Raw genomic sequence first — 12,982 nt, 5'->3', positions numbered from 1 at the left:
TCAATCAATTTTAGAACAAAAAAAATCAGAGCCAAAAACTCTGATTTTATATTTTAAACGGCTAAAAAACTTCCGTCTCCCAACTTCCATCTTCTAGCTCGTTAATCTCTCATTTTTGCGATAACGTCTAGTCCGCCTTTGGTTTTGTCGCCAATTTTACAGATAATTTCGGTGTCTAATGGAAGGAAAATATCCATTCTCGAACCGAATTTGATGAATCCAAATTCATGACCCGCTTTTGCGGTATCGCCCTCGTTGCAGTAGAAGACAATTCTTCGTGCAACGTAGCCTGCAATTTGTCTGAACACAACTTTATGTTTCGTTAAACTTTCTACAGCAACGGTTGTTCTTTCGTTTTCAGTAGAAGATTTTTCGTGCCATGCAACAAGGTATTTCCCTGGATGATATTTTTTGTAGATTACGTTTCCTGAAACCGGATAACGACAAATATGAACGTTTAATGGCGACATGAAAATCGAAATCTGAATAGCTTTTTCTTTAAGAAATTCTGTTTCTTCTACTTCTTTTATCATCACCACTTTTCCATCTACAGGTGCGATTACGTTTTCTACATGGTCTAAAATGTCGCGATTAGGAACTCTGAAAAACCAGAAAACTAAGCCATACACCACCAAAAGTGGCACAATGATCAATAAAGACCACATTTCAAGAAAATAAATAGAAACAGCGGCAACGGCAATAAAGAGAATACTCGCTACTGTAATCGTGCCCTTTGATTCCTTGTGTAATTTCATAAGTTGAGATATATTATATAAATTTTTCGATTAGAAAGTACAAATATACGACAGGCGCACAGATTATGAAACTATCGAGTCTATCTAAAATTCCACCATGACCGGGGATGATGTTTCCGCTGTCTTTCACGCCGAAAGTTCTTTTCAACTGGCTTTCTACCAAATCTCCGAGTGGTGCAAAACTGGCAACAAGAAAACCTACAACCATCCAGTTTCCACGAAGTTGCGGCTGATATTTTTCCACGAAATAAGAGAGAATTAAGGTTAAAATAACTCCTCCAAAATAGCCTTCCCAAGTTTTTTTAGGCGAAACTTTGGGCGCCATTTTATGTTTTCCGAAGAATTTTCCGGTGAGATAAGCAAAGGTATCGCTACTCCAAATTAAAATAAAAAGGAAAACAACTTCGAGAGAAAAGGTTTCATTAATTGAAGAATATTTAGGTAAACCTAAAGCAAAACAAAACGGTAAAGCGACGTAGGCGACGGTAAAAATCAGTTTTCCGCTGTCGAAGTACAGTTCTGTCGCAAATTTAAATAAAGTAAATGCAGCAATGCCTATTAAAGCCAAAGCAAGAATGTCATTCAGTCTAAAATCGAAATAAAAACCGTGCTGGAAGTATCTTTTAGAGAAAACATAAAAAATAATGGCAACGATGGGGTAAACCAACCATTTTTCGTAGCCATTTCCAAATTTCATAATTCGGATGCACTCCCAAGTTCCAACGGCTAAAAGAAAAGTAATAAGACCGTAGTAAAGATAATGTGGTTTTACTAAACCCGGCGAAATATTGTTGATGAGTTGTGCGCCATAGGTTGTTGTACACAAAATAATAATTGCGGTATAGATAATTCCCGAAAGGGTTCTCTGAATAAGATTTTTGTCCAAGATTTTTGTATTTACATTTTCCGCTTAATCTTCAAGCAGAAGCAAGAAAAGTTTATTGTTGGGCGCAGTTGCGTCTAATTTATTTTGTCCGCCGCTTATGGAGGTAAGATTTTTAATATTTCCATTTCGTTTAATCTTGCTCATGGCATCGTTCAAGTTGTTTACAATCTGAGAAACGTTGGCGATAATAATAATTTTCTCCGGAAGTTTTGAAGAATGATAATGAAGAATATTATTGGCAGAAAGCATTATTCTACCATCGAAAGCAATCAGATATTCACAGGTAATAAATGCGGCATCATTACTGTGGTGCAATTCTGTAGTGTAAGTGGTTCTTAGAACGTTCAAAAAGTTGTGTAGTTCTTTGTCCCAACAGAAAACATTGTTGACACCCTCAATCTTTAAGATTTGATGAAGGGTTTGTAAAGCTTCAGCTTCGTCTGCGCAATAATTAAAAAAACCACCAGAGTGCGTGAAGAGCTGTGCAAACTTGTAATCGAGATCTGCATTTTTCAGCGAATCTCCAAGCTTCTCTAGGCTCTGTTTTTCCTCATTTTCAGGCTGATTGGTAAGTTTGCTTACAATTTTCTTGAATAAATTCAATGTAATTTATTTTTAGTCAACTTTATACAAAAGTAAAAAATTAATATAAAACTTATTAAGAATTGTGCCGATAAATGTTAAAAAAGAAAAATGTTGCGCAAATCGTAAAATAATTTTACCCATTTCTTTTGCTTTCCCTTGTAGGAGTTGGTTTTCTAATGTTTTTGCAATTGTTTTTATATCAATCTATTAGGTAAAAATACCGATGTATTTTCCGTGATTTTACTAGGATTTTTCTTTTTCAGAGCCTCTACCTTTGAACTATAAGATTTAAGTATTGGTTTTTAACCGGTGGTTTTATGAATCTTGTATGAAAAATGGAATTTGAGTATTAATTTTTTAGTAAATTTGAGAAGGAAGTTTATTATTATTAAAGTTTTTGTTTAATTGAAAATGCCAATAATAATGATGATACGTAAATCCTTTTATCATAAGCTTTGCGGAGTTTTCTTTACTCTTTCTCTTATTCTACTCAATTCATTTTTCATGCTTTGCTTTATATCTCTATGCAGGTAAAACCCTTGTTGCCTTAAATTTTTGGGGATTTTTTTACTTAAAACATTCATTAATAAATATTCAATATGAAAACGGGGAAGCTGAAAACCGATTAGAGTAAGCTATAAAAACTAAAAAACTTTAATTATGCCAACTTTAACACAAGAAGCAAGATCTAGCTCTTTGATGAGCATGCTGCTAAAACAAGTTTATGACACTGTAACAAACGGTGGAGATCCCGATTCTATCGGTCCAAATGATTTTATTGCCTTCGATCCGGTGGGTCTTACACTTACAGAAGATACTTTCGATTTTGCCTTAAAAGGATTGTTTGGATCTGCTCCTTCTCCTAAACCGATGCTTGATGCTACTGGAAAACCTATTTTGGATGCCAACGGAAATCCTAAAATTGATATGGAAGGATACGCCAATTTGATGAAAGACAGTAAGTTTAAAAAATACCTTCAAATGGAGCAGTTTGCAGCGATGGTAGATGCCGTAAACTCTGGAATTCCGCCAATGCAGCCAGGAACCAACGGAAGACAAATCACTATTTTTAATGATTCTTCTAAAAGAGTTTCTAAGGTATACGAAGATTTAATGCAATGGTCTGTTGTGGTAGATACGCAGATAGACAAAAAGGTTGAAGAAAATCTTGGGAAATTAAGAGATAAACTTTTTACCATTAAAAAAGTAAAAAATCCTGATTTCGATAATACTCAACCTGTTGATGACAGCAATAAACCAGAGATTTTCCACACTTTTGTTTCGCCAACTTATGCGAAATATTTAGAATATCAGATGAAATATTATGCGGTGGTGGAAGAAAATAACCAGGTAAGGATAGATTCTGATAACGGCGATCCGGATGCAATGGCAAAGCTTTCTATTGATGGTAAAAACATGAAGAAAAGAGAAGATGCAGCCCTGAAAGCGTGGCAATCTTTAGGATATAAAGAAATCGTAGAGAGAATTCAAAATTATCTAAGTGAAATTGAAGAAAAACACATGTTGGTAATTAAAAAACGTCTTCAATCTGAGTTTAGAAACAGCCAGAGAACGAGAATTTTAGATTATACGAACTATTCTCCATCTATTCCAATTGCTGCAAACGCGCTTCAGGAGTCTAAAAATTGGCCAACTATTACAGTTTATGAAGGAGAATCTCACTCAGATTACTCAAAAACAATTAATAATTGGAGTGCAGGAGCAGGTTTCAGTATGGGACTTTTCAGCATTGGAGCGAAAAACTCTGGGAAAACAGAGAGAACTCAAATGAACACCGATTTTTCTAACCTTAGAATTTCTTTTAAAGTAGGAAAAGTACGTGTTGAAAGAGGTTGGTTCAGTGAAGAATTTGTAGAATCCAAGTATTGGAAACTGCATGAAAGCTCTCCGCAAAGTTTAAACAAAGATGTCATAAGTGACGGTTTAGGTAAAGGTTTAATGCCTTCCATCGTTACCGAATTGATTATTTGTAAAGATGTAATGCTTGATTTTAGCGAAAATGCAACAGCGTATAAAGCCGCTTCTACAACGGTTAATACTGGAGCAGCTGTAGGAATTGGACCCTTCGTTTTTGGCGGAAGTCATAGCTACAACAACCAAAACTCGCAAAGTAAAGCGACGTGGAGCGGTAAAAAACTGAAATCAGACGGAATTTACATTATCGGCTATAAATGTCATATTATTCCGAAATCTCCAAATCCAAACCCTGATATTACGAAATGGACTGACGGAAAATCTGTATAGTTATCTCAATCACTCATAAGCAGGGAATCTAAGATTTCCTGCTATTTTTTTACTTTATAAAAACAAACTGTCATGAAATATTATATTGCACTCTACGAAAAATTGAAGCAAACCTACATGGCGCAATGCGCTTTAGAAAATGAGGTTCCTTTAATTTGCCCTTCTCTGCGGGTTTACGAAAGAGAAGATTTAGAATTGCTAAAACCAACGAGTGAGATTGAAGATCAAAGTAAAATCGCAACTTCTTTTCTTAAAAAACAAGATGCCTCTTATCAACTCAATACGGTTCCGACTTCTCCAAATATGTGGGATATTAACCCTAATAACTCTCTTTTTTCGGTGTATCGGGAAATTTTAGATACTACTGAAATAAAAGGAATTGAAGAAAGTTTAAATAACGCTGTTAAAATTGATCTCTCGAAATTGTACGACGACAAAGGAAAAGAAACCAAACAATTAAAAGATTATCAGAAATATTTAGCTCTGTACAATGCAAAACTTGAGGCAATAAGCACTCATTTGCAACTTTTTGATGATTTGGATACCGAACCTGAAAAACAAAACTGGAACGATCAACTCAGTTTTTTAGAGAAACAAAGAGATTTGGCTTACTTAGAATTAGAAGTAAAAGGTTCAAGAAAAATAATTGAAGATGCACAAAGAACTGTAAATAAACAAAGTGCGACGGAAGATTATTTAAACCTTATAAGAGAAGCTCGCGCAGAATTTTTAGCATCAGAAAAAACCGATGTGATTTCTGAAAACTCTTTGCACAACATCAATTTTATTCCGTATGATTTTATGGATAATGAAAATGGTTGGACAGGGATGAAGCTCTCTAAAGCAGAATTAGACGATATTTTTGGCAAAATAGATAAATCTGCAAGCGATATTCCTTCAGAAATTCTTTCCTTAGATTATGACGAAAAATATATTACAGGAGTTGAGCTTGATTATCAATTTGTGACCTTGAAAAGAAACTGGTTCAATAAAAGTATTTTTAATTCTGAATATTTTGTAAACAAAGGTCAAAAACCAATTTCTGATGGGCAAACTATTAGCAGTAGTTTTAAATTACCTGCATATCCAAAAACAATGATGCTGATTAAAAACTTGAAAATCAATCTTGATGCTTCCATTTCTGATGGGCAAATTTCAAATCCGACACAAGTAATTAATTTTGGTCCTTTAATTTTAAAACAACAGCTTTTTGTAAATAAAACGAGCAATCAAAAATTTTTGAAAGCGGTAACCAATAAAGAAACGTTACGAAGCGATCAAATGAATTTTATGATTAAAAAATCTGCGCCAGAAGTTGTTCAGCCGAAAATTGTTGCCGCAACTGTAAAACCAGTCGTCATGATGGCGCCTAAACCCGCTGCTGTTGCTGTTGCAACGCCTGTAGCTACGACGGTGAAGCCTCAAATAATGACGAGCTTTAACAGAGCTATTCTTGTTAATCCAGGATTAATAAAACCAATCGATGTTCCCAAACCTCAATTGGCAAAAATTTATATAAATCTAATGGATTCTATTTCTAAAACACCAATTTACAAATGTTCTATTTCTTTGAAAGGAATTGATAAAAACTGGGTGATAGAAGTGGAAACCAACGAAAATGGTTTGGCAACTGTAGATATTCCTCAGGGAAATTATACTTTAGAAACGACTATCGATGGCTATGAAAGAATTCATAAAGAAGTTAATATTCCCAATACCAATCCGGTCACTGTAAGTTATAATTTGGAACGAGAACAGGTGAAATTTACCTCTTATTTTTTAATTGGAATGGTTTGTGAAAGAATTCCTAAAACGCCGTTTTAAGTGGGTTTTAAACATTACTATAATAAAAAACGGAACCTTGTAAGTAGGGTTCCGTTTTTTGTATATAAGAGATTTTATAATTGTGTCGGGCTTTCTGGAGCTTGAATTTCACCATCTTGTTTTTTTTCTTCGATGATAATTTCAGTTGAAGGCTCTTTTACTTCAGGGATTGTGTTGGTAACAGGTTTTTCTGTTAATTCAGGGTCCCAAGCTCTTTTTCCGAATACTTCTTCAAGATCTTCTCTGAAGATTACTTCTTTTTCGAGAAGTTTATTGGCTAAAGCATCCAATTTATCTTTATTATCTGTTAAAATCTGAATCGCTCTTTCGTATTGATTTTCGATAATAGATTTTATTTCTGCATCAATTTTGGTAGCTGTTTCCTCAGAATAAGGCTTTCCAAAGTTGTATTCAGACTGGCCAGAACTGTCGTAATAAGAGATGTTTCCGATGTTTGGGCTTAGTCCGTAAATCGTAACCATTGCTTGCGCTCTTTTTGTAACCGTTTCAAGGTCAGATAAAGCACCTGTAGAAATGTTATTGAAAATTACTTGTTCTGCAGCTCTACCTCCCAAAGTTGCACACATTTCGTCTAGCATTTGTTCCGTAGTTGTCAATTGTCTTTCTTCAGGTAAATACCATGCTGCTCCTAAAGATCTTCCTCTCGGTACAATCGTTACTTTTAAAAGCGGTGAAGCGTGTTCTACTAACCAAGAAATTGTAGCGTGACCTGCTTCATGATAAGCAACTCTTCTTTTTTCTGAAGGTTTAATTGCTTTGTTTTTCTTCTCAAGACCTCCAATGATACGGTCTACAGCATCCAGGAAATCTTGTTTTGTAACTGCTTCATGGTTGTTTCTTGCAGCAATTAGTGCGGCTTCGTTACAAACATTTGCAATATCTGCACCACTGAAACCTGGAGTTTGCTTTGCTAAAAACTCTCGGTCTACCGTATCGTCTAGTTTTATTTTCTTTAAATGTACTTCAAAGATTTGTCTTCTTTCATGTAATTCTGGAAGATCTACAAAAATCGATCTGTCGAAACGTCCGGCTCTCATTAAAGCTTTATCTAAAATGTCTGCTCTATTGGTTGCAGCCATTACGATAACATTAGTGTCTGTACCGAAACCATCCATTTCTGTAAGAAGTTGGTTTAGTGTATTTTCTCTTTCGTCGTTTCCACCAGAGAAGTTATTTTTTCCTCTTGCACGTCCAATTGCATCAATTTCATCAATGAAAATAATTGCTGGAGATTTTGCTTTAGCCTGTGCAAACAGATCTCTTACTCTCGATGCTCCAACTCCTACAAACATTTCTACGAAATCTGAACCAGAAAGCGAGAAGAAAGGTACTTTTGCTTCACCGGCAACAGCTTTTGCCAATAAGGTTTTACCTGTTCCTGGAGGTCCTACTAAAAGAACACCTTTAGGGATTTTACCTCCCAATTTTGTATATTTTTCAGAGTTTTTAAGGAAGTCTACCACTTCCTGCACTTCTTCTTTTGCACCTTCAAGACCTGCAACATCTTTAAATGTTACCTGGATTCTCTCTTTTTCGTCGAAAAGTTTTGCTCTAGATTTTCCGATAGAGAAAATTTGTCCACCAGGACCGCCGCCGCTTCCCATTTTTCTGAAAAGAATGAAGTAGAATACTCCTAAAACAGCTACCCAAATAAGTACATTAATTAGAATGCCAGTTAAAGGGCTTTCGCCTTCTGCGTAATCTTTAGTGGTTGTAATTGCTACATTCTGTTTTTTTATTGCATCAAATTTTTCAAGAAAAATCTGAAGATCTCCATATTTGAGAACATAGTCTGGCTGTACAGTCATTCCCAACGAGCCAGCAAATGGGTTGTTGTCTTTTTTTTGTACAGTCTGTGTTTTTGCTTCTTTGGTTAAAAAGACATCAGCTTTTTCAGTCTGTTTGTCAATTAACACTTTCTGAATTTTTCCTGCCTGCATTTCTCTGAAGAAAGCATCTTCAGTGATTGTTTTACTGCCGCCTTCCGAGAAAAAATTGGAGGCAAAGAACAGTAAAAGTGCGATAATGGCAATAGGAAAAAACCAGTTAAATCCTTTATTGTTCATTTATTGCTTTTAAAAATTTAGAATTAATCTTCGATCTTGGTGATCACAGCGTCGCCCCAAAGCTCTTCGATATCGTAATATTCACGAACCTGCTTTTGGAAAATGTGTACTACCACAGTTACGTAGTCTACCAAAACCCACATGGCGTTTTCTGTACCTTCTACGTGCCAAGGTCTATCCTTAAGGTCGTTACGTACTTTCTTCTCGATAGCTCCGGCAAGTGCTGAAACCTGAGTGTTGGAATTTCCGCTGCATATAATAAAAGTTTCTGCTACAGAGTTTTCGATTTTAGAAAGGTCGAAAATCATTACATCTTCTCCTTTCACGTCCTGAATAGCTTCTACGATTTTATCTATTAATTGTTGTTTTTCTGTTGTGTTGCTCATTAAAAAATACTATAATCTGCAAATTTATTGTTTTTCTTTTACTTTAGACTTACTTTAGCCAACCAATTAGTCATAAATTTTTCTTAAATGGAAGACCTTTTTTATTTGGAGCACTGCTCTTCTACTAATGACGAACTCGCTTCACTTTTACTTTATCCGGAATCTAATTATATTTCGGCTTACACGTTTAATCAAACAAAAGGTCGTGGCCAATACGGTAATTCGTGGGATTCTGATGCAGGTAAAAATTTAGCATACAGTCTTGCTGTAAATTGCGCGGCTGTTAAAGTCTCTGATTTTTTATTCAATTATTATACCGCAGCTTGTGTAAGAGATTTTCTTGCCAATCTGACTGATAAAAATGTAAAGATTAAGTGGCCAAATGATATCATCATTCAAAATAAAAAAGTTTGCGGAATCCTTTTGGAGAAGAGGAAGTACAATAATCAATCTTATTTTGTGATAGGAACTGGGATTAATATTCTGCAAGAGAATTTTGAAGGTATATCTAATGCAGGGTCTATTTTAACGCAGACTTCTATTGTTTTCGATTTAAAAATTTTTGCTCAAAAGTATCATGAATTTATGGTATCAAATCTGAAGGAAATACCTTCTCATGATGTTATTTTACAAAAGTTTAATGAAAATCTTTTCCGTAAAGATGTGATTTCAGTTTTTGAAAAAGATGGCATACGACAAAATGGCATCATTCGTTTTGCAGACGAAAATGGCAAAATTCATATTGAGTTTGAAGAAGGTTACGAGGTTTTTTATCATAAAGAAATAAAACTTCTTTACTGATTCGCTCTTTTCAAATAAAGATACAAAGTAAGTGGGAAAAACGTAATATTAGGCAACCACATTGCTAAAGCGGGGGAAATTGCTTTGTTTTCTGACACTACTTTTAAAGCTTCAAAAGAAAATACAAAGACGAAAGCTAAGGAAATTCCTATTGCTAAATTGATTCCCAAACCACCCCTTTTTTTCTGTGAAGCCAATGATAGTGCTAAAAATGTAAGTAACACAATCGCAACCGGCATTGAAGTTCTTTGATGAAGTTCGTTGAGGTGAGAGTTCAAGTTGCTGTTGCCTTTTTGTCTTTCTCTGTTGATGAATTTTATAAGCTCAGGTGTTGGTTTATTTTGTCCTAAAAGTTCGTTAGGGAAAAGTTCTTCAGGAGCTTGCCCGTAGTTTTTGGTAATTTCGGAACCGTGACCTAGCTTTTCGGTGTTGTTTTTATTCACCGTTTTTTCCATGTAGGTGTTTAGAATAAATTGCTTTTTCTTGGCGTCCCACATTACATCGTTGGCTTTCAATTCGTAAATCAGTTTTCTGTTTTTATCAAAATTTTGATAGACGAAACCATAACCTCTGTTGTCTCTTTTGTTCCAAGAATTTACGAAAATGTATTCTGTTTTGCTAAGTTGGGCAGAAACAGGTGCTGTTCCGAGGATTTTTTCTTTTTTTGCCGCGTTATAAGTGTATGCTTCCAACTCATTTTTCTTCATGTTTGCCCAAGGTAAGACCAAATGATTTACCGTAAGAGAAATAAGCGCAATGAATAACGAAGTTAAAAGATAAGGTTTTGCAAACCTGTGAAAACTTGCACCACTACTGATGATGGCTACAATTTCTGTATTGTTTGCCATTCTGGAAGTGAAATAAATTACCGAAATGAAAACCAAAATAGAAAGGAAAGTAACCACCAAATTGATGATCCAGAATGGATAAAAATGAATCAAAAAATAAGTGAGATTCAGTTTTGGATCTAAGGCGGTTGCGTTTTCAATTCTGGGGATTTTCTGCTGAACATCGATTACCAATACGACAATAGACAGCAAAATAAGCATGAAACTAAAGGTTCCAAGATACTTTTTTACGATGTATTTGTCTATAATTTTCAGCATATTCTTACATGAAATTTTTTTACAGTCTTTGTCTCAAAACGGGAACAATAGAGTTCTTCCATTCGTAGAAATCTCCGGCTAAGATATGTTCTCTCGCAACTTTTACCAAATCTAAGTAAAAAGCAAGGTTGTGAATGGAAGCAATTTGCTTACCTAAATATTCTTTAGACACAAACAAATGTCTTACATAAGCTTTAGAGTATTCTCGATCAACAAAGCTTGTCCCAAATTCGTCTAGCGGAGAAAAATCTTTCTTCCACTTTTCGTTTTTAAGATTCATCACGCCGTTCCAAGTGAAAATCATGGCATTTCTGGCGTTTCTTGTAGGCATCACACAATCCATCATGTCGATTCCAAGCCCAATAGATTCCAAAATATTCCAAGGCGTTCCTACTCCCATCAAATATCTAGGTTTTTCTTTTGGAAGAATGTCTGTAACTTCATCTGTAATTCTGTACATTTCTTCTTCGGGTTCGCCTACAGATAAACCTCCGATTGCGTTTCCTTCGGCTCCTGCTTCAGCAATTACCTCTGCGGAAATTTTTCTTAAATCTGAAAATGTAGAACCTTGTACAATTGGGAAAAGTCTTTGTTTGTAACCGTAAAGTTCAGGGTTTTGCTCTGTCCAGTCGATACATCTTTTCAACCATCTGTGTGTAAGTTCCATGGAAAGCTTCGCTTGGTTGTATTCGCAAGGATAGGCAACACATTCGTCAAAAGCCATAAAGATATCTGCACCAATTTGTCTTTGGATTTCCATAGATTTTTCTGGCGAAAACATGTGGTAACTTCCATCGATGTGTGATTTGAATCTTGCTCCTTCTTCAGACATTTTTCTGCTGTCTGAAAGAGAAAATACCTGAAAACCTCCAGAATCCGTAAGAATTGGCAAATCCCAGTTCATGAATTTATGTAAACCACCTGCAGCTTGCATCACGTCCATTCCTGGACGAAGGTAAAGGTGATACGTGTTTCCCAAAATAATTTGAGCTTTAATATCGTCTTTAATTTCTCTCTGATGCACCGTTTTTACACTGGCAACAGTTCCTACCGGCATAAAAATAGGGGTTTGGATTTTTCCATGTGCGGTGTTTAGTTCTCCCGCTCTTGCTTTCCCTTGAGTGGTTTTTTCTATAGTAAAAAAATTCATGGATCTTTTTTAAAATTGATGATTTACGACAATTATCTTGCGAAAGAAGGTACGTCTAAATTAGATTTAAGCTTGTCTTTTACGTATTTATCGGCTTTTGGATCTTTTTCCAGAAGGATTTTCTGAGCCTCTTCCACAATGCCTTTCATTTTTTGGTTTACTACGTAATATTTGTAGCTTTCAACAAAATCATCGGGTTTTATGTTGTAATTTTTTAGAATAAATCGGGTTCCGCTTTCAAGATTTTTACCTTGATACATAAACGAAACTTGGTCGTTAATGGCGAGTTCTGCCATGAGCTCTGCCATGACGTCTTTATCGATAAGATTTTTAGGCTTATCGATATATTCCTTGCAGGAAAAAAGCATTAGAAAAATAAAAAAAACTGCTATTTTTTTCATAATCTGCCGATTATAGATTTCCATTTCAAATTTAAAACTCCAAAAACAGCTTCGTGTATGATGCCGCCATTCATTTTACTTTCACCTAAAATTCTGTTGGTGAAGATAATAGGAACTTCTACGATTTTAAAACCTTTTTTAAAAGTTCTGAATTTCATTTCAATTTGAAAACCGTATCCCTTTAATTTTACATTGTCTAATCCTATCTGCTCTAAAGTTTTTCTTGAGAAGCAAACAAAACCAGCTGTTGTGTCGTGAATTGGCAAACCAAGTACAAATCTCACATATTTTGAAGCAAAATAGGAGAGCAGTACTCTTCCCATTGGCCAGTTTACAACGTTTACTCCTTTAGAATAACGAGATCCAATTGCCATGTCTGCATTTTTACAGGCTTCAAAAAGTTTGGGTAAATCTTCTGGGTTGTGAGAGAAATCGGCATCCATCTCAAAAATATAATCATATTGATTTTGAAGTGCCCATTTAAAACCGTGAATGTATGCTTTTCCCAAACCGTCTTTCACTTTCCTTATCGAAATATGAAGGTTGTGGCTGTAGGTTTTCTGTAGTTCTTTCACGATGTCTGCAGTTCCGTCTGGTGAAGAATCGTCTACTACAAGGATATGAAACTCTTCTTCCAATGCAAAAACTGCGGAAATTATTTTTTCAATATTTTCCTTTTCGTTGTAGGTTGGGATGATAACGAGTTTTTTCATTTCAGTTTGCAAAGATAGTTTTT

General features: G+C 35.2%; 12 protein-coding genes. 3 read left to right on the top strand and 9 right to left on the bottom strand.

Features of this window, described 5'->3' with window-relative positions:
• Positions 1-101 precede the first annotated feature (101 nt).
• Genes AC2A1D_RS09755 through AC2A1D_RS09745 form a run of 3 tightly spaced genes read right to left on the bottom strand, consistent with a single transcriptional unit; the run spans position 102 to position 2,244 of the window.
• Positions 102-755, bottom strand: a complete 654-nt coding sequence (locus AC2A1D_RS09755; RefSeq protein ID WP_484043452.1) for a phosphatidylserine decarboxylase family protein — start codon at positions 753-755, stop codon at positions 102-104.
• A 13-nt stretch (positions 756-768) separates the two neighbouring features.
• Positions 769-1,641, bottom strand: a complete 873-nt coding sequence (locus tag AC2A1D_RS09750; protein ID WP_484043451.1) for a phosphatidate cytidylyltransferase — start codon at positions 1,639-1,641, stop codon at positions 769-771.
• Positions 1,642-1,665: 24 nt separating this feature from the next.
• Positions 1,666-2,244: an LUD domain-containing protein gene (locus AC2A1D_RS09745; RefSeq protein ID WP_484043450.1), complete on the bottom strand. Its 579-nt coding sequence runs from the start codon at positions 2,242-2,244 to the stop codon at positions 1,666-1,668.
• 642 nt (positions 2,245-2,886) lie between these two features.
• On the opposite strand from AC2A1D_RS09745, the gene AC2A1D_RS09740 reads away from it, so the two are divergent.
• Entirely contained in the window at positions 2,887-4,491 is a 1,605-nt protein-coding gene (locus tag AC2A1D_RS09740) for a hypothetical protein (RefSeq protein WP_484043449.1), read from the top strand.
• Positions 4,492-4,563: 72 nt separating this feature from the next.
• A complete protein-coding gene (locus tag AC2A1D_RS09735) occupies positions 4,564-6,315 on the top strand; it encodes a peptidase associated/transthyretin-like domain-containing protein (RefSeq protein ID WP_484043448.1) in 1,752 nt (583 codons plus the stop codon).
• A 74-nt stretch (positions 6,316-6,389) separates the two neighbouring features.
• Here the strand turns inward: AC2A1D_RS09735 and ftsH are convergent, their stop codons facing one another.
• On the bottom strand, positions 6,390-8,402 hold the full coding sequence (gene ftsH, locus AC2A1D_RS09730; RefSeq protein ID WP_484043447.1) for an ATP-dependent zinc metalloprotease FtsH: 2,013 nt from the start codon (positions 8,400-8,402) through the stop codon (positions 6,390-6,392).
• 23 nt (positions 8,403-8,425) lie between these two features.
• Positions 8,426-8,788, bottom strand: a complete 363-nt coding sequence (gene rsfS / locus AC2A1D_RS09725; protein WP_484043446.1) for a ribosome silencing factor — start codon at positions 8,786-8,788, stop codon at positions 8,426-8,428.
• An 87-nt stretch (positions 8,789-8,875) separates the two neighbouring features.
• On the opposite strand from rsfS, the gene AC2A1D_RS09720 reads away from it, so the two are divergent.
• Positions 8,876-9,589, top strand: a complete 714-nt coding sequence (locus AC2A1D_RS09720; RefSeq protein ID WP_484043445.1) for a biotin--[acetyl-CoA-carboxylase] ligase — start codon at positions 8,876-8,878, stop codon at positions 9,587-9,589.
• On the opposite strand, the gene AC2A1D_RS09715 is transcribed toward AC2A1D_RS09720, so the two are convergent.
• Genes AC2A1D_RS09715 through AC2A1D_RS09700 form a run of 4 tightly spaced genes read right to left on the bottom strand, consistent with a single transcriptional unit; the run spans position 9,583 to position 12,959 of the window.
• Positions 9,583-10,692 (bottom strand): LptF/LptG family permease, encoded by a 1,110-nt coding sequence (locus tag AC2A1D_RS09715; RefSeq protein ID WP_484043810.1) that lies wholly within the window; start codon positions 10,690-10,692, stop codon positions 9,583-9,585. The genes AC2A1D_RS09720 and AC2A1D_RS09715 overlap by 7 nt on opposite strands.
• A 22-nt stretch (positions 10,693-10,714) precedes the next feature.
• Complete coding sequence (tgt, locus tag AC2A1D_RS09710; RefSeq protein ID WP_484043444.1) at positions 10,715-11,845, bottom strand: tRNA guanosine(34) transglycosylase Tgt; 1,131 nt, start codon at positions 11,843-11,845, stop codon at positions 10,715-10,717.
• 32 nt (positions 11,846-11,877) lie between these two features.
• Positions 11,878-12,246: a DUF4296 domain-containing protein gene (locus tag AC2A1D_RS09705; protein ID WP_484043443.1), complete on the bottom strand. Its 369-nt coding sequence runs from the start codon at positions 12,244-12,246 to the stop codon at positions 11,878-11,880.
• A complete protein-coding gene (locus AC2A1D_RS09700) occupies positions 12,243-12,959 on the bottom strand; it encodes a polyprenol monophosphomannose synthase (protein ID WP_484043809.1) in 717 nt (238 codons plus the stop codon). Before AC2A1D_RS09700 ends, AC2A1D_RS09705 begins: the two co-directional genes overlap by 4 nt.
• Between the last annotated feature and the right edge of the window lie 23 nt (positions 12,960-12,982).

The organism is Chryseobacterium sp. HNCC26DJ239, from assembly GCF_057180445.1.
Note: the sequence above shows the minus strand (reverse complement) of the source record. Positions and strands in the feature narration are given on the sequence as shown.